The 17,506-nt window shown below is 71.7% G+C and carries 16 protein-coding genes and 1 pseudogene; 11 read left to right on the top strand and 6 right to left on the bottom strand.

Going from position 1 to position 17,506, the window contains the following annotated elements; genetic code table 11:
- From ACIQFX_RS31715 to ACIQFX_RS31675, 9 genes and pseudogenes are all read left to right on the top strand, one after another.
- Positions 1–174 (top strand): annotated as a pseudogene (locus ACIQFX_RS31715) (sugar phosphate isomerase/epimerase); the annotation flags it as partial.
- A gap of 42 nt (positions 175–216) precedes the next feature.
- On the top strand, positions 217–3,768 hold the full coding sequence (locus tag ACIQFX_RS31710; RefSeq protein WP_402470316.1) for a ThuA domain-containing protein: 3,552 nt from the start codon (positions 217–219) through the stop codon (positions 3,766–3,768).
- Between the two features lie 137 nt (positions 3,769–3,905).
- On the top strand, positions 3,906–4,937 hold the full coding sequence (locus ACIQFX_RS31705) for a sugar phosphate isomerase/epimerase family protein (RefSeq protein ID WP_402470315.1): 1,032 nt from the start codon (positions 3,906–3,908) through the stop codon (positions 4,935–4,937).
- Positions 4,930–6,114: an inositol-3-phosphate synthase gene (locus ACIQFX_RS31700; protein ID WP_402470314.1), complete on the top strand. Its 1,185-nt coding sequence runs from the start codon at positions 4,930–4,932 to the stop codon at positions 6,112–6,114. Before ACIQFX_RS31705 ends, ACIQFX_RS31700 begins: the two co-directional genes overlap by 8 nt.
- Positions 6,111–7,022, top strand: coding sequence for an SCO3242 family prenyltransferase (locus ACIQFX_RS31695; RefSeq protein ID WP_402470313.1), 912 nt, complete (start codon positions 6,111–6,113; stop codon positions 7,020–7,022). The genes ACIQFX_RS31700 and ACIQFX_RS31695 overlap by 4 nt, the downstream gene beginning before the upstream one ends.
- Positions 7,019–8,422 (top strand): EboA domain-containing protein, encoded by a 1,404-nt coding sequence (locus tag ACIQFX_RS31690; RefSeq protein ID WP_402470311.1) that lies wholly within the window; start codon positions 7,019–7,021, stop codon positions 8,420–8,422. The genes ACIQFX_RS31695 and ACIQFX_RS31690 overlap by 4 nt, the downstream gene beginning before the upstream one ends.
- Positions 8,409–9,266: a TatD family hydrolase gene (locus tag ACIQFX_RS31685; RefSeq protein ID WP_402470310.1), complete on the top strand. Its 858-nt coding sequence runs from the start codon at positions 8,409–8,411 to the stop codon at positions 9,264–9,266. Before ACIQFX_RS31690 ends, ACIQFX_RS31685 begins: the two co-directional genes overlap by 14 nt.
- Positions 9,266–10,480 (top strand): metabolite traffic protein EboE, encoded by a 1,215-nt coding sequence (gene eboE / locus ACIQFX_RS31680; protein WP_402470308.1) that lies wholly within the window; start codon positions 9,266–9,268, stop codon positions 10,478–10,480. The genes ACIQFX_RS31685 and eboE overlap by 1 nt, the downstream gene beginning before the upstream one ends.
- Positions 10,477–11,856: a nucleotide pyrophosphatase/phosphodiesterase family protein gene (locus ACIQFX_RS31675; RefSeq protein WP_402470307.1), complete on the top strand. Its 1,380-nt coding sequence runs from the start codon at positions 10,477–10,479 to the stop codon at positions 11,854–11,856. Before eboE ends, ACIQFX_RS31675 begins: the two co-directional genes overlap by 4 nt.
- Positions 11,857–12,099: 243 nt before the next feature.
- Here ACIQFX_RS31675 and ACIQFX_RS31670 read toward each other — a convergent pair whose 3' ends face one another.
- The 5 genes from ACIQFX_RS31670 to ACIQFX_RS31650 form a co-directional block, all read right to left on the bottom strand.
- Complete coding sequence (locus tag ACIQFX_RS31670) at positions 12,100–12,609, bottom strand: GNAT family N-acetyltransferase (protein ID WP_402470305.1); 510 nt, start codon at positions 12,607–12,609, stop codon at positions 12,100–12,102.
- A gap of 89 nt (positions 12,610–12,698) precedes the next feature.
- Positions 12,699–13,196 carry a hypothetical protein gene (locus tag ACIQFX_RS31665; RefSeq protein ID WP_402470303.1) on the bottom strand — a complete coding sequence of 166 codons (498 nt, stop codon included), beginning with the start codon at positions 13,194–13,196 and terminating at the stop codon, positions 12,699–12,701.
- A 31-nt stretch (positions 13,197–13,227) separates the two neighbouring features.
- Positions 13,228–13,740 carry a Mu transposase C-terminal domain-containing protein gene (locus ACIQFX_RS31660; protein WP_402470301.1) on the bottom strand — a complete coding sequence of 171 codons (513 nt, stop codon included), beginning with the start codon at positions 13,738–13,740 and terminating at the stop codon, positions 13,228–13,230.
- Between the two features lie 37 nt (positions 13,741–13,777).
- Positions 13,778–14,626, bottom strand: coding sequence for a DDE-type integrase/transposase/recombinase (locus ACIQFX_RS31655; RefSeq protein WP_402470300.1), 849 nt, complete (start codon positions 14,624–14,626; stop codon positions 13,778–13,780).
- A 61-nt stretch (positions 14,627–14,687) separates the two neighbouring features.
- Positions 14,688–15,110 (bottom strand): hypothetical protein, encoded by a 423-nt coding sequence (locus tag ACIQFX_RS31650; protein WP_402470299.1) that lies wholly within the window; start codon positions 15,108–15,110, stop codon positions 14,688–14,690.
- Between the two features lie 458 nt (positions 15,111–15,568).
- Here ACIQFX_RS31650 and ACIQFX_RS31645 point away from each other — a divergent pair, with 458 nt between their 5' ends.
- The gene (locus ACIQFX_RS31645) at positions 15,569–15,808 is read left to right on the top strand and encodes a hypothetical protein (protein ID WP_402470297.1); all 240 of its coding nucleotides are present in this window, start codon (positions 15,569–15,571) and stop codon (positions 15,806–15,808) included.
- A complete protein-coding gene (locus ACIQFX_RS31640) occupies positions 15,808–16,185 on the top strand; it encodes a fic family toxin-antitoxin system, toxin component (protein ID WP_402470295.1) in 378 nt (125 codons plus the stop codon). Before ACIQFX_RS31645 ends, ACIQFX_RS31640 begins: the two co-directional genes overlap by 1 nt.
- Before the next feature lie 10 nt (positions 16,186–16,195).
- Here ACIQFX_RS31640 and ACIQFX_RS31635 read toward each other — a convergent pair whose 3' ends face one another.
- A complete protein-coding gene (locus tag ACIQFX_RS31635; RefSeq protein WP_402470294.1) occupies positions 16,196–17,458 on the bottom strand; it encodes an MFS transporter in 1,263 nt (420 codons plus the stop codon).
- Positions 17,459–17,506: the final 48 nt, after the last annotated feature.

The following is a 17,506-nucleotide window of genomic DNA, read 5'->3' as shown; positions in this document are numbered from 1 at the left end:
TGGTCGGCCTTCGCCACGGCGGTCAAGGACGTCGACTACACCGGCCCGCTGGTCATCGAGTCCTTCACGCCGGACAACACCACCATCGCGACGGCAGCGTCCATCTGGCGCCCGCTCGCGGCGAGCCAGGACGAACTCGCCACGAACGGACTCGCGTTCCTCCGCACCATGTGACCTCTCTCCGTCACCTTTTCACCATCCCCAAGGAGCACCCCCATGTCACGACCATGGGTGAAGCGCGGCCTCGCCGCGCTCACCGTGTCCCTGCTGGGTCTCACCACCCTGCAGGCCGCACCCGTCCTCGCCCACGAAGGACACACGGCCGACGCCGAGTTCAAGGTCCTCCTCTTCACCAAGACGGCGGCCGGCGCCTACCGGCACGCCTCGATGGACGCGGCCATCCAGGCCTTCCAGGAGCTCGGCGCCGCCAACGGCATCCAGGTGGACCAGAGCGAGGACGCGAACGTCTTCAGCACCACCGGCCTCAGCACCTACGACGCCGTGGTCATGGTCCAGTCCTCGGGCATGGTCTGGGACACCGCCGCCCAGCGTGCCGCCGCCCAGGAGTTCGTGCGCGGCGGCCACGGGATCGTGGCGCTGCACAACGCCACGGACATGAACATCGAGACCGAGTTTCCCTGGTGGGACGAGGTCGTCATGGCCGGCGCCCACATGACGTCGCACTCCAGCATCCTGCAGGGCACGGCCAAGGTCGCGGACAAGGTGCACCCGTCCACCGTCGGCCTTCCGGACCGCTGGGTGCGGACCGAGGAGTGGTACAACTTCGACAAGAACGCCCGCGGTGACGTGCACGTCCTCGTCACGGCGGACGAGACCACCTACGACGCCGGCGGCGCCAAGATGGGGGCCGACCACCCGATCTCCTGGTGCCGCAACGCCGAGGGCGGCAAGGTCTGGGCCACCGCCATGGGCCACGAGACGTCCTCCTACTCCGAGCCGCTGTTCCGGCAGCACCTCCTGGGCGGCCTCAAGTGGGCGGCGGGCGCCGCGGAAGGCGACTGCGGAGGAACCGTCTCCCAGCGCTACCAGAAGGTGACGCTGGACGGCGCGCCCGACCAGCCCATGCAGCTCGACGTGGCCCCTGACGGCGATGTGTTCTACATCTCCCGTTCGGGCAAGGTGAACGTCATCCACAGCCACGAGGGCGAGGCGCCCGAGACGCACCTCGCCGCTCAGCTCGACGTCTACTCCAACGGCGAGGACGGAGGCGTAGGCCTTGCGCTGGACCCGGACTTCGCCACCAACCGGTGGATCTACATCAACCACTCGCCCGTAGGCAGCGCCGAGATCAACCGGGTCACCCGGTTCACCGTCAACGCCGACGACACGCTCGACATGGCCAGCGCGAAGACCGTCATCGAGGTCCCGGCCTTCCGGGGCAGCGACGAAGAAGAGCCCGGTCACACCGGCGGCTACCTCCACTTCGGACCCGGTGGCAACCTCTACGTCGGCGTGGGCGACGACACGAACCCGTTCTACTCGCAGGGCTACACGCCCATCGACGAGCGACCGGGCCGCGAGAAGTTCGACGCCCAGCGCTCGTCCGGCAACACGAACGACCTGCGCGGCAAGATCCTGCGCATCCACCCCGAAGCCGCCGGCGGCTACACCATTCCCGCCGGCAACCTGTTCGCGCCCGGCACCGCCCTGACCCGGCCCGAGATCTACGCGATGGGCTTCCGCAACAGCTTCCGCTTCTCCGTCGATCCGGAGACCGGCTGGATCTCCGCCGCCGACTACGGGCCCGACGCGCAGTACGAGGACCCCAACCGCGGCCCCATCGGCACCGTCGAGTGGAACCTGATCAAGGCTCCGGGCAACTACGGCTGGCCGTACTGCGTGGGTGACAACGTCCCCTTCAACGACTACGACTTCGCCACCGGGACCTCCGGAGCGAAGTTCGACTGCGCGGCGCCGGTCAACGACTCGCCGAACAACACCGGCCTGACCAACCTGCCCCCGGCCAAGGCCGCGACGGTCTGGTACGACTACCAGGCCTCCGAGGAGTTTCCCGAGATCGACGGCGGCCAGGGCGCGGCCCCGATGAGCGGCCCGTTCTACCACTACGACGCGGCCAGCACCTCCGAGCGCAAGTTCCCCGAGTACTACGACAAGACGCCGTTCTTCTACGAGTGGAGCCGCAACTTCATCAAGGAGTTCCGCCTCGACGCGGCGGGCGACCTCCTGAAGATCAACCCCTTCGTCGCCGACCTCGGCCTGCGCGCGCCGATCGACATGAAGTTCGGCCCGGACGGCGCGATGTACGTCGCCGAATGGGGCATCGGCTACTCGCGCTCCAACACCGACGACGGCATCTACCGGATCGACTACGTCGCCGGCAACCGCACCCCGCTGGCCAAGGCGAGCGCCACCCCCGACACCGGGCAGGGCCCGCTGCAGGTGACCTTCTCCTCCGACGGCACCAGCGACCCGGACGGGGACGAGCTCACCTACGCCTGGGACTTCGGTGACGGCTCCACCGGAACCGGCCCGAGCCCCACGCACACCTACACCGCCAACGGCACCTACTCGGCCCAACTGACGGTCACCGACAGCGGCGGCAAGTCGGCCGGCGTGAACGTGCCGATCATCGTCGGCAACACCCGCCCCACGGTCACCTTCACCTCCCCCGCCAACGGTCGCTTCATCGACTACGGCGACACCCTCACCTACCAGGTCAACGTGACCGACCCGGAGGACGGGGCCGTCGACTGCTCCCGGGTCGTGGTGACCGCCGCGCTCGGCCACGACAGCCACAGCCACGACACCGGCCAGTACACCGGCTGCACCGGGACCATCACCACCGGCGCCTCGGGTCACGACGCCACCGCCAACACCTACCTCGTCCTGTCGGCCGACTACACCGACAACGGCGGTCTGCAGGGCACCACCTCCATCGTGCTCCAGCCCCGCCACAAGCAGGCCGAGTACTTCACCGGCAAGTCCGGGGTCCGGGTCGTCGAGCAGAGCGGCGCCGAGAACGGCAAGCGCATCGGTGACATCTCGAACGGTGACTGGATCTCCTTCAAGCCCGTGAACCTGTCCGGCGTCGAGTCCGTGACCTTCCGGGTCTCGGCTCCCTCCGGTACGGGCGGCTCCATCGAACTCCGGGCCGGCTCGCCGACCGGCGCGCTGATCGCCACCAGCCCCGTCCCGTCCACCGGCGGCTGGGACAACTACGTCAACCTCGACCCCGTCGCGGTCACCGACCCCGGCGGCACCCAGACCGTGTACGCGGTCTTCAACGCCCCGACGGCCGACTCCTTCGACGTCGACGCGCTCGTCTTCAACGCTCCCGGCACGGGCTGGACCGCCCCGCAGAGCGGCAGCACCTACACCGTGACGAGCGCCCACAGCGCCAAGCGCGTGGACGTGCGGAACGGGTCGACCGCCGACGGCGCCGCCGTCATCCAGTGGACGGCGAACGGCGGCACCAACCAGCAGTGGCAGCTGACCGACGCGGGCAGCGGGGCCTTCACCCTCACCGCGCAGCACAGCGGCAAGTGCCTGGACCTGGCGTCGAAGACCGCCGCCAACGTCCAGCAGTCGGCGTGCGTCGCCGGCGCGTCCGACCAGAAGTGGAAGCTCGTGTCGGCCGGGCTCGGCAACTACCGGATCGTCTCGGTCCTCAGCAACAAGTGCCTGAACATCCCGCAGGCCTCCACCGCGGACGACGTCCAGCTGGTCCAGTCGACCTGCTCCACGACCGCGGCCAGCCAGAAGTGGAGGTTCGGCCAGGTCGGCTGAGCCCCCCGCAAGCACCCGGTGTCCGCCCGCACCTGACCGTGGGCGGGCACCGGGCCCCGGTGGGGCGGGAGACCCGTCCCTCCCGCCCCACCACACCCCTTCCCGCACCCGCACTCGCCATCAGAGGTGGACACGCCATGACACGTCCGATCACCCTCTTCACCGGGCAGTGGGCCGACCTGCCGTTCGACGAGGTCTGCCGGCTCGCCGCGCAATGGGGCTACGACGGCCTCGAAATCGCCTGCTGGGGCGACCACTTCGAAGTCGACCGCGCACTCGACGACCCCGACTACGTACGGCGCAAGCGCGAAGTCCTCGACCGGCACGGACTGGGGGTCTGGGCGATCTCCAACCACCTCGTCGGCCAGGCCGTCTGCGACGACCCCATCGACGAGCGCCACCGGGCCATCCTGCCGGCCCGACTGTGGTCGGACGACCCGGAGACGGTGCGCCGCAACGCCGCGCGCGAGATGGCTGCCACCGCGAGGGCCGCGGCGCTCCTCGGCGTCGACACCGTCGTCGGGTTCACCGGCTCCTCGATCTGGCACACCGTCGCGATGTTCCCGCCCCCCACTCCCGGCATGATCGAGGCCGGCTACCGCGACTTCGCCGACCGCTGGAACCCCGTCCTCGACGTCTTCGAGGAGCAGGGGGTCCGGTTCGCGCTGGAGGTCCACCCGAGTGAGATCGCCTACGACCACTGGACCACCCGGAAGACCCTCGACGCCATCGGCCACCGGCCCTCCTTCGGCCTGAACTGGGACCCGTCCCACATGGTGTGGCAGGACGTCGACCCCGCCGACTTCCTCCTGGACTTCGCGGACCGGATCTACCACGTGGACTGCAAGGACACCCGCGTCCGCGTCGGTGACGGCCGCCGCGGCCGCCTCTCCTCCCACCTGCCCTGGGGCGACCCGCGCCGAGGGTGGGACTTCGTCTCCACCGGTCGGGGGGACGTGCCCTGGGAGGACTGCTTCCGGGCACTCAACGCCATCGGCTACGAGGGCCCGGTGTCCATCGAGTGGGAGGACGCCGGGATGGACCGCCTGGACGGCGCCGCCGAGGCCGTCGGGTTCATCCGCCGCCTCGCCGAGACGAGACCCTCCACCGCGTCCTTCGACGCCGCGTTCGCCACCCCCGCCCGGAAGCGAGGAACCAGACATGAGTGACACCCCCACGTGCGAGAACGGCCGGACCGGCGTCTGGTTCGTCGGCGCCCGCGGCTCGGTGGCGACGACGGCCGTCGTCGGCGCCGCCGCGGTCGGAGCGGGACTGGTTCCGCCCGTCGGCATGGTCGCCGAGCTGGACGACTTCGCGGACGCCGGGCTGCCGCCCGTCGACGGGCTGGTCTTCGGCGGCCACGACGTGACCGACACGCCCCTGCCCAAGCGCGCCGAGCAGCTCGCCGCCGCCGGAGTGTTCCCGCCCGTCCTCCTCCCCGGCGTCGAGGCGGCGCTCCGGGCCGCCGACCGGGAGATCCGGCCCGGATCCCGTACGGCCCCGGACCGACCCCAGCGGGCGGCCGCCGAGCAGCTGACCGCGGACATCGCCTCGTTCCGCGACCGCCACGGACTCGACCAGGTCGTGGTCGTCAACGTCTCCTCCACCGAGCCCCCGGCCGTCGCCCACCCCGCCCACGACAGCCTCCCCGCACTCGAAGCGGCCCTCGCCCAGGCCCCGGACGTCCTCCCCGCCAGCTCGCTGTACGCCTACGCGGCCCTGCGCGCCGACTGCGGATACGTGGACTTCACCCCCTCGCCCGGCATCCGCGTCCCCGCCCTGCGGGAACTCGCCGGCCTGCGCGGACTGCCGTACGCGGGCAGCGACGGGAAGACCGGCGAGACCCTGGTGCGTACGGCCCTGGGGCCGATGTTCGCCCACCGGGGACTGCGCGTGCGGTCCTGGTCGGGCACCAACCTGCTCGGCGGCGGGGACGGGGCGACCCTCGCCGACCCGGAGGCGGCCCTCAGCAAGAACACGTCCAAGCGCAGCGGCCTGACCGCCCTCCTCGGCGACCGGGTGGAAGGCCTGACCCACATCGACTACGTGCCGAGCATGGGCGAGGTGAAGACGGCGTGGGACCACATCGCGTTCGAGGGGTTCCTCGGCACGCCCATGACCCTCCAGTTCACCTGGCAGGGCGTCGACTCGGCGCTCGCCGCGCCCCTCGTCCTCGACCTGGCCCGCTTCCTGGCCCGCGCTCGCGACACCGGCGCCGCCGGGCCGCAGGAACAGCTCTCCTTCTTCTTCAAGGACCCCCTCCACGCGGACGGTTCACCGGCCGAGCACCGCCTCGTCACCCAGTTCGAGGCACTCAGGGCCTGGTACGCGGGAGACGGGCGATGACGGGGACCACGGCCGGCGCCACGGCCGGTGCCGCGCTCGTGACCGGAGCCCGGACCGCGCTGGAGCTCGTACGGGCCCCGGCAGCGCTCACCGTGCTCGGCGACACCCTCGCGGGCGCCGCGGCGAGCGGCCGGCCCGCCACGGCGGGACGGCGGGCGCGGCTCGCGCTCGCCTCCACCTGCCTCTACTGGGCGGGCATGGCGCTCAACGACTACGCGGACCGGGAGGTGGACGCCGAGGAACGCCCCCACCGCCCCGTGCCCTCCGGCCGGATCAGCCCCCGCGCCGCCCTCGCCGCCGCCACCGCGCTCACCGGCGCGGGTCTCGCCGCCGCGGCGGCCGACGGCCGGGACAGCCTGGCCGTCGCCGTCCCCCTCGCGGCCACCGTCTGGGCCTACGACCTGTCCCTGAAGAACACGCCGTACGGACCCGCCGCGATGGCCGCCGCACGGGGCCTCGACGTCCTGATGGGCGCGGGGGCCCGAGGAGCGCGGCACGCCCTCGCCCCGGCGGCCCTCCTCGCCGGGCACACGTACGCGGTCACGGCGGTGAGCCGCAAGGAGACCCTCGGCTCCGGCGCCTCCCTGCCCGCCGCCGCGCTCGCGGCCACCGGCACGGTCGGCCTGCTCGCCGCCGCGCTGACCCCGGCGACCGCGCGGCGCGCCCACCGGGCCGCGTCGACCGCGCTCCTCGGCGGCTACGTCCTCGCGGCCGGCTCCGCCCAGCTGACCGCGACCGTCCGCCCCGACGCCACCCGCCTGCGGCGCGCGGTCGGCGCCGGGATCCACGCCATGATCCCGCTGCAGGCGGCCCTGGCCGTGCGCGGCGGCTCCGTCCGCGCCGCGCTCCCGCTCCTCGCCGCCTACCCCCTGGCCAAGAGGCTGTCCCGGAAGGTGTCCCCGACATGACCGCACCGCGCTTCGGCTACGGCACCAACGGGCTGGGCGACCACCGTCTCGACGAGGCACTGGAGGTGATCGCCGGCCTGGGATACAGCGGAGTGGCCCTCACCCTGGACCGCGGCCACCTCGACCCCTACAGCGCAGGCCTGAGCCGCCGGCTCGCCAGGATCCGGCGCAGGCTGACCGCCCTCGGCCTCGGCGTCGTCGTGGAGACCGGCGGCCGCTACGTCCTCGACCCCTGGCGCAAGCACGCCCCCACCCTGCTCGACGGCGAACCGGAGGGACGGGCGCGCCGGCTCGGCTTCCTGCGACGGGCCGTCGGGATCGCCGCCGACCTGGAGGCGGAGGCGGTCTCCTTCTGGAGCGGCACCCCCGAACCGGGGACGGACCACGACGAGGCGTTCAAGCACCTCACGGAGGGGTGCGCCACCGTCGTCGAGACCGCCGGACTCGTCGGCGTGCGGCTCGGGTTCGAACCGGAACCGGGCATGCTGGTCGCGGACCTGGACGGCTACGAGCGCCTGCGCCACGCCCTCGGGAACCCGGAGGCCTTCGGCCTGACCCTCGACATCGGGCACTGCCAGTGCCTGGAACCCTTCCCGCCGGACGAGTGCGTACGGCGGGCGGCGCCCTGGCTGGTCAACGTCCAGATCGAGGACATGCGCCGCGGCGTCCACGAGCACCTGGAGTTCGGCGAGGGCGAGATCGACTTCCCTCCCGTCCTCGCCGCGCTGACCGAGGCCGGCTACCGCGGACTGGTGTCCGTCGAGCTGCCCCGCCACGGACACAGCGGCCCGGCGACCGCGGCCCGGTCGCTCGACGCCCTCCGGGCCGCCTCCGCGCTGCCCTGGACGACCGAGGCCGTCCAGCGCGTGAAGGCCGATCCGACCGCCCTGAGCACGCTGTTCCCCCTCGCGGCCCGCCACGCGGGCGCCGACGCGGGGCCGGCCGTCCGCGCCCAACTCCTCCAGGCCCTGCCCGGCTCGGCGCCCGAGCGGGCGGCGGTCCTGGAGGAGCTGTACCAGCGGGGGGACACGGCCGAGCGCCTCGCCGTGCTGCGCGCCCTGCCGCTCCTCGACCGGGACGGAGGGGTCGGCGCCGCGGCGCTGCCCCTGGTCGCCGACGCCCTGCGGACCAACGACGTCCGCCTCGTCACGGCCGCCGTCGGCCCGTACACCGCCCGGCACCTCGACCAGCCGGCCTGGCGGCAGGCCGTCCTGAAGTGCGTCTTCATGGGCGTCCCGCTGTACGCCGTCGCCGGTCTCACCCGGCGGACGGACCCCGAACTCGTCCGCATGTTCCACGCCTTCGCCGCCGAGCGGCTCGCCGCCGGCCGACCGGTCCCCGACGACCTGCTGACCCAGCTCGACCTCCACGACACGGAAGAGCGACATGCGCATCTTTGACCCCCACATCCACATGACCTCCCGCACCACCGACGACTACCGGGCCATGCACGCCGCCGGCGTCCGGGCCCTCGTCGAACCCGCTTTCTGGCTAGGCCAGCCGCGCACCTCTCCCGGCAGCTTCCGCGACTACTTCGACGCCCTCCTCGGCTGGGAGCCCCACCGCGCCGCCCAGTACGGCATCCGGCACTACTGCGCCCTCGCGCTCAACCCGAAGGAGGCCAACGACCCCCGCTGCCTGCCGGTCCTCGACGACCTGCCGCGTTACCTCGTCAAGGACAATGTCGTCGCCGTCGGGGAGATCGGCTTCGACTCGATGACCGACGCCGAGGAACACGCCTTCACCCGGCAGCTCGCCCTCGCCCGCGAGCACGGCCTGCCCGCCCTCGTGCACACCCCGCACCGCGACAAGGCCGTCGGCACCGCCCGCACGCTCGACCTCGTCCGCGCCGACGGCATCGACCCCGCCCTCGTCGCGGTCGACCACCTCAACGAGGTCACCGCGCCGATCGTCGCCGCGTCCGGATGCTGGATGGGCTTCTCCGTCTACCCCGACACCAAGATGGACCCGGACCGCACGGTCGCCATCCTCAAGGAGCACGGCACCCGCCGCGTCCTGGTGAACTCGGCGGCCGACTGGGGCCACAGCGACCCGCTGCGCACCCACGCGACCGCCCTCGCCATGCTCGACGCCGGCTTCACCGAGGACGACGTGGACCAGGTCCTGTGGCGCAATCCGGTCGAGTTCTACGGCCAGAGCGGCCGGCTCGTCCTGGACGACGTCGAACGCCCCGAGGAAGAGGCGCTGTTCGCCGGAAACTCGATCCGCAGGGGCGGCAGCTGATGCGCCTGCGCCACCCCGGCGGCGAGCTCGTCCACCTCGGCTACTGCACCAACGTGCATCCGGCCGAGGACCTGGACGGCATCCTCGCCCAACTCGACGCCTACGCCCTGCCCGTACGCGAGCACCTCGACGAACCGGTCCTGGGCGTCGGACTCTGGCTCGCCCACCAGGTGGCGGCCGCGCTGGCCGCCGACCCCGGCCTCACGCGCGCGCTGCGCAGCGAACTCGCCGCACGCGGCCTGGAGGTCGTCACCCTCAACGGCTTCCCGTACGAGGGCTTCCACCGGCCCGTCGTCAAGCACGCCGTCTACCGCCCGGACTGGACGTCCCCGGAACGGCGCCGCTACACCGCGAACCTGGCGCGCGTCCTCGCCGGCCTGCTCCCCGACGACGTGGCGGAGGGCACGATCTCCACCCTCCCCTTCGGATGGCGCGCCGACTGGCGACCGCGCCACCTCCGCCGGGCGGCCCGGCAGATCCGGATCCTCGGCGACGAACTCGCCGAGCTGCGCGGGCGGACCGGCCGGAGCATCCGGATCGCCTTCGAGCCCGAACCCGGCTGCCTCGTGGAGACCACCGCGGACGCGGTGCGCCACCTGTCGGACCTCGACCCGCGCCACTTCGGCCTCTGCCTGGACATCTGCCACCTCGCCGTGGCCTTCGAGACACCGCAGGAAGCCCTCGACCGGCTGGCCCGCGCCGGGATCCCCGTACTCAAGGCGCAGATCTCCTGCGCCCTGCACGCCGACGACCCGGCGGACGGCGCCACGCGCGCCGCCCTCGCGGCCTTCGCCGAGCCCCGCTTCCTCCACCAGACGCGCCGGAGGGGGCGGCCCGCCACCGGCACGGACGACGTGCCGGAAGCACTCACCGGACCGGCGGCCCTCCCCACCGGAGACCCCTGGCGCACCCACTTCCACATCCCCGTCCACGCCGACCCGGCGCCCCCGCTGACATCGACCCGGCCCGTCCTGCGGAGCGCGCTGTCCGCGCTGCTCCGCACCGACCACCCCGTCACACGGCACCTGGAGACCGAGACCTACACCTGGTCGGTGCTGCCCGAACCGCCCCGGGACGCCGCCGGTCTCGCCGCGGGCATCGCCGCCGAACTCGCCTGGACACGAAGCGAACTGCTCGACCTCGGGCTCTCCCGTCCCGGGGCGGGAGACCCCGAGCGGGAGCACGCCACCCGATCCGACAGGAGCGCCCGATGAGCGTCGTCGTCCTGAACATCGTGGGCCTCACACCGCGGGCCCTCGCCGACATGCCCCGGCTGCGGTCCGCCGCCGCCCAGGGCTTCACCGCGGGACTGGACACGATCCTCCCCGCGGTCACCTGCTCGGTCCAGTCCACCTTCCTGACCGGCACCCTCCCCACCGACCACGGCATCGTCGGAAACGGCTGGTACGACCGGGACATGGGCGAAGTCGCCTTCTGGCGGCAGCACCACGCCCTCGTCCGGGGCGAGAAGGTCTGGCAGACGGCCCGCCGCACCCGCCCCGGCCTCAAGGTCGCCAACATCTGCTGGTGGTACGCCATGGGGGCCGACGTCGACATCACCGTCACCCCGCGTCCCGTCTACCACTACGACGGACGCAAGTCCCCCGACTGCTACACCGTCCCGGCCGCACTGCGCGACTCCCTCACCGCCGAGCTCGGCCCCTTCCCCCTCTTCGACTACTGGGGCCCCAGGGCCGGCATCGCCTCCTCCCAATGGATCATCGACGCCACCCGGCGCGTCCTGGCCGAGCACGATCCGGACCTCGCCCTCGTGTACGTCCCCCACCTCGACTACGACCTCCAGCGGCACGGCCCGAACTCCCCGCAGGCGCGTACCGCCGCACGCGCACTCGACCACGCCCTGGCCCCCCTCCTCGCCGCCCTGGACGCGCGCGGAAGCACCGTGGTGGCCCTGAGCGAGTACGGCATCGGCGAGGTGCGGCGCCCCGTCGACATCAACCGCGCCCTGCGCCGTGAGGGCCTCCTGAACGTGTACACCCAGCAGGGCATGGAGTACCTCGACCCCTGGACCTCCCGCGCCTTCGCGACCCCCGACCACCAACTCGCCCACGTGTACGTCGCCGACCCCGCGGACCTGCCCCGGGTGCGGGACGTGCTCCTCGCGACCGAGGGGATCGAGCGGGTCCTGGACGAGGACGACCGGCTGAAGGCCGGGCTCGGCCACCCCCGTGCCGGCGAGCTCGTCGCGCTCGCCGCCGCCGACAGCTGGTTCACCTACTACTACTGGCTCGACGACGACCGGGCCCCGGACTTCGCCCGAGGCGTGGAGATCCACCGGAAACCCGGATACGACCCGGCCGAGCTCTTCTTCGACCCCGCCGACCCCATGGTCATGGCCAAGGCCGCCCTGACCCTGGCCAAGGTGAAGCTCGGCATCCGGACCGCCGTCTCCGTCGTGCCCACGGATCCGTCCTGCGTCAAGGGCAGCCACGGCCGTCTGCCGGACGACCCCGCCGACGGCCCCGTCCTGCTCTGCTCGCGCCCCACCCACGCCCGCGAACGCTTCCACGCCACCGAGGTCAAGGAGTTCCTGCTCTCCTGCCTCGACGACGACGCGGCGGCAACCTGACAGCCCGCTCCACGGTTCGCTCCGCACTCCGCCCCGTACCCCTCTGTTGGGCGACGCTGAAAATGCCGACGGGGGCGGCATTGAGGATGCCGACCAACGGAACGAAGAGGCCCCGCTGGGAGTATTCCCAGCGGGGCGGTTGTCGGTGAGGTGTCGCTTTAGTCGGCAAGGTGTCGGGCGGTTCATACAGGTTGTGTTTGTGGACTGGCAGTCAGACGGCAGCCAGACTTCCGAACACCACCTTCATGTGAGGGCGGTGAGAGGATCGATGGCCCAGTGGTTGGTTGGCAGAAATCGGTCCGCGAACGTCACATTGCGTTCGCCGATGAACCGGAAGCCGAGAGATCGGCAGATGCCGTTCGAAGCGCCATTGCCCGTTGCAGGAAATGCGTGCACGAGTCCCCAACGGTCCGCGTCTCGTGCCTGTTCGAGCAGGGTGCGGACGGCCAGTTTGCCCAGTCCGCGTCCCTGGTACTCCGGCAGGACCATCCATCCGATCTCCGACATGGGCCCGTCCTCGGCGTCGTGGGACCATATGGTCACTGTTCCCGCCACCACTTCAGGCGTGGCTGGGTCAGGAATGATCATCTTGGTCCAGTCGATATCTGCCGCCGCCTTGTGGACGTCTCGCCGAACCTTGTCCTCCATGCCTTCGCGTGGCAGCGGTCCGCCGAGGTCAGCCATCATGATGGGATCGCACCGCATCCTGACGTATGCATCGACGTCGACAAGCTCGACGTTGCGCAACTGCACTGGCTACTCCTTGGCTCGTTGGACTCCTCGAATGATCCGATATCACGATCACCGCAGTCTTGTATGCCTGTTGCACGCCCTGAAGCAGTTCAGTCGAGAACTTCGGTGACGGCGGACTGAGCGGCTTTCTCGTCGACGAGGGACTTGCCTGCGGCGAACGTGGCGACGAGGGATTGCAGGCAGAGGTTGTTGACCGCGCGGGGGAACCCGCGGGATGTGGTGTGGATGAGGGTGACGGCGTCGTCGGTGAACAGCTGGTCGCTGCGGCCGGCGAGGCCGAGGTGGTGCTTGATGTGGCTGGCGGTCTCGGTCGCGGTCATGCCGGGCATCGTGTAGCGAAGCGCGGTCCGCTGTTCGAGTGCTGCGAGGACGGCGAGTTTCATGGTCCGCCGCAGGGTCGGCTGACCGACCAGCAGGCAGGACGGGGGCGAGTCCTGGTCCATGCCGATGGAGCGTTCGGAGATGCACCAGGTGATGCGGGCGACGGCTTCGTTGTGGGACGCATGGCGGTGGAGCATGCCGGGGGCGAGGTCTCGGCCAAAGGGCATGCGGCTGCATCCGTAGTGGGCCTGGAGCTTCTCGATCACGCTGGTCCTCCGTGTGGTTGGCGGGGCCCGGTCATTCGCCGGTCAGGTCGGTGAGGCCCACGGTGTTCGGCACCGGCTCGCCCAGGGCGGCGTAGTTGACCTTGTCGGCGAGTTCGGCCCGGTGGGCGGTGTCGATCAGGCCGAGGTAGTCGATGCCGGTGGTCGGCCGTGGTTCCTCGGTCGGGGTCTCCGGTCGGGCCTTGGGGTGGGAATGACGGCTGATCTGGAAGGGCAGCGCGGTCCCGGCGTCCTGGCCGTTGGCCCGGACTCGCAGGAAGGACAGGTCGAAGGGGTCGAAGACCAGCTCAACCCGCTGGCCGACCAGCAGTGGGTCGACCTGGTAGCGGTTTCCGTGAAGGGAGACCAGCGCGGCCCGGGAGACGGTGCGGTGCTCTGACCAGCGGAAGGCTTCGGCCAGGTCAGCCGGGTTGGGGACGATGAGGGGATGGCCGTTCATCCAGAGGGCCGGCGGGGCGGCTCCGGTCTCGGAGTGGACCCGGCGGTGGTAGACGTTCTCGGTCCAGGCCGTGAAGAGGCGGTTCATCTCCAGAAGGCTGTCGATCTGCCGGCCCGCCTGGCCGTCACCCGGAAGCGATCTCGACGACGAACTCGCTGTTCACGGTGCGGAAGAATCGCTCGATCTTGCCCCGGCCCTGCGGGCGTCCAGGGGTGGAGTGCACCAGCTTGATCCCGAGTTCCGCGCAGGCCCGCAACAGCCACGAGTCGACAAAAGTACTCCCGTTGTCAACGTAGATGTAGCGCGGGACGCCGCGGGCGGCGAGGGCCGACCGAAGCGCCGCGGCCAGGCGGACGGTGTCCTCGGCGAAGCCCCAGCGGTGCCCCATGATCGCCCGCGAGTGGTCGTCGAGGAAGGCGAACAGGTACGTCTTGCGGCCCTGGACCATCGGCCCGTGCAGGGCGTCGCCGGTCCACAACTCGTTCGGGGCGTCGGCCTCGAACCGTCCGAACACCGCCGGCGCGACAGGAGGAGCGTTCAAAGCGTTCAGTCCCTCTCGGACGAGCATCCTCTGGATGGTGCGTTCGTCGGGCGCCCAGCCCCGCTGGGCGCCGATGATCCGGCGGATCTGAGCCGCCGACCGCGACGGGTTCTCCTTCTTCAGGGCCGCCGCCAGGTCCATGAACTCCGGCGGGGTGCGGGGCCGGGACTGGCGCGGTGAGGGGACCAGGGCCTCGAAGCCGGCCCGTCTCCACTCGTAGATCCACCGGTCCAGAGTCCACCGGGTGATCCGCACCGCCCGCCCGTCCGGGTCGACGTGTGTCATGGACGCCAACTGGCGGACCATCGCGCCGCGCTGGCGGCGCGACAACGTCGGATCCGCGGCTTCCCTGATCAGCATGTAGCGGAACAGGCCGATCGCCTGAGCCCGCTCCAGCCGTGTCTGGCTCTTCCTGACCTGGCACCTGACCACCAGCCCTCTCACGCAGCGTGAACACACATGCGTGACGGTGACAGAACGTGTCGGCGTGGCGTCAGGGGCGGCTCGTGTTGATCGTTTCCACCGGCCAGGAAGGCGCCAGCAGTATCCCGCCCGTCACCGCGCAGGCCACCCGCCAGGGCGACACCTTGCCGATGTCCGGCCACCGTGACGCGACCGACCACCGGGCACCCAGCACGGCACCGACCGCGTCCGCGAAGGGTGTCCGGGCCGGTCCCGGCGGCGCCGGGTCAACGCCGGTGTCCACCAGCACCACCGTGAAGATGCGCCGAACCGTCTCCGCCCGGCCGGCGAACCGGCGAATCCATCCGCGGACCGTCTCCACCGGCCCCCCCAGTCGGCCCGCGATCACCCGGACCCCGGCCCCGGCCGCCTTCGCCGCCAGAGCCGCACCGATCACATCCGCCAGATCCGCCCGCCTGACCAGCGCGAATACCGGAAGGAGCACATGAGACATGCCGCAGCCCTCACACAGCGAACGCCGAGGACGGACCCCGACCGTCCCACCCGACGCGTCCCGCAGTACACGCGAACGTGCCCACCCCCACGGCCGCAACACACCCGAACAACCAGGGCAAACCAACTCGCCCCGCACCAGACGAACTTCGACTCGTGCCGGGTCGGCCTCTACCGTGAGCACAGCGCCCCCGCGCGCTACACGGCCCTCCCGGCGCTCGGCCAAGAGATACCGGGAGGGCCTTCTCGCGCGCTCTTCGTCGGCAAGGTGCCGCCCCAAATCTGCACCCATTCGTCGGCAGGCACGCTTACCGATCATGTCGGCACCAAGCTGCCCAAACTGCCGTACTCATGGGTATCTTCAATGACGCCTGACAACCCCTCCGGCTCCTGTGTCGGAGGGGTACGGTGTGCCGCCGAAGCCTGTACCGGCGTGGTAACGACTGTTACCATGCGGGTATGGCGAAGACACAGCTGGGTGCGCGCGTGGACGAGGACGTGGCGGAGCTCGCGCGGAAGCGGGCGGCCGACCTGGGACTGAGCGTCGGGGACTACCTGGCCCGGCTGGTGCAGGACGACGCCAGCGGTCTGCGCACCCGAGCGGTCGACGCGGCCGCCCGCTTCCTGGCCGAACACCAGGGGGTCTTCGACGAGGCCGAACAGGGCGGGTCGATGTCCGGGGGAGAGCGCGCGGCCTGATGGAACTGCACATCGACGTTCCCTGGATCCTCCAGGTCGCCGAGATCGCCGGGGCGAACGACCCGGCTCCCGACGACTACGGCGTCCCGGTCGCGGCCGTCGCACGCCACCGGGCCGAGCTGTTCGAACAGCCCATATACGAAGGGCCCTACGCCAAGGCCGCCGCCCTGGTGCACACCCTCGCCCGGTGCCACTGGCTGGAGCGCTCCAACCTCGCCGTCGCCGCCGCGACCGGGGTCATGTACCTCGAAGCCGCCGGGATCCGCGTCAAGCCGACCCGCCAGGACGTCCTCGCCCTGAAGGACCTGCTCCTCGCACCCGCCTGCACGGCCGGGAAGATCGCCACCCTGCTGCGGGCCTGGCCCACCGCCACCTGACCCGGCTCCGTCAGGGCCGCGCGCGCTTTCCGGCCGGCTCCCGCACCGCGGGGTCGGCCGGTGCGGCCGCGGTCCTGTCGCGTCGCTCCACGGCGACCGCCGCGAGCCCCGCAACCAGCGACACCAGGCCGCCGGCGACGAATCCCCAGCGCACCCCCCAGCGGTCGGCCAGCCACCCCACGAGCAGCGCGCCGAGCGGCGTCGATCCCTGGAGGATCAGCGTGTACAGGGCCAGGATCCGGCCGCGCAGCTCGGGCGGGACGCCGAGCTGGACCCGGTGGTTGGCGGCCTGCGCGAAGTAGATCGACGCGCCGCCGGTGAGGAAGAGCAGCACCATCGAAGGCCCGTACGCCGACACCACGCCCACGGAGGCCTCCAGCACGCCGAAGCCGACGGCGGCTCCCGCCACGAGCCGGGCCGACGGGCGGCCCCGCCGCACGGTCGTCAGCATCGCCGCGAGCAGCGATCCCGCCGCGAACACGGCGGTCACCACGCCGAACGTCGAAGCGCCGGCGTGGTGCACCTGCGTCGCCAGGAGCGGCAGGGTCAACTGGAAGTTCAGACCGAACAGGCCCACCACCGCGACCAGCACCAGCGGCACCACCAGATCGAACCGGCCCGCCGCCTTCAGCCCGTCCACCACCCGCACCCGGTCGCCGCGCCGCCGCGCCCGTCCGGCACCGTCCCGCATCAGGCGCAGCGCGACCACGGTGGCCGCGTAGCTGGCCGCGTTCACCAGCATCACCCAGCCGACACCGGCCACCGAGATGAACAGCCCCGACAGCGCCGGGCCCACGACCCGGGCGACGTTGAAGTACGCGGCGCTGAGCGCCGAGGCGTTGGGCAGCAGCTCCGATCCCACGAGCTCGCCGACGAAGGCCATCCGCGCCGGCACCTCGACCGAGTTCACCACGCCCAGGGCGCACGCGAACACGTACACGTGCCAGAGCCGGACCTCGCCCGCGAGGACCAGGACCGCCAGCACCAGGGCGAGTGCGCACGACACCACGTTCGCGACCGTCAGCAGGGCCCGCTTGTCGTAGCGGTCCGCGAGCCGCCCCCCGTACAGCGTGAGCAGCAGCAGGGGCGCGAACTGCAGTGCCGTCACCGTGCCCAGGGCGCTCGCCGACCCGCCGGTCAGGCCGAGGACGAGCCAGTCCTGCGCGACGACCATCATCCACGTGCCGGCCACCGACACGATCTGGCCGAGCACGAACAACCGGAAGTCCCGTACGCGCAGGGCGCGGAAGACCTCGCCGAAGCCGCCGCTCACGATTCCGGCACCCCAACCCACCGTCCGCCTCCCGTTCGACCTCGGCGC

The organism is Streptomyces sp. NPDC093089, assembly GCF_044754405.1.
Lineage (GTDB): Bacteria > Actinomycetota > Actinomycetes > Streptomycetales > Streptomycetaceae > Streptomyces.
This window is presented reverse-complemented; position numbering and strand designations above follow the sequence as displayed.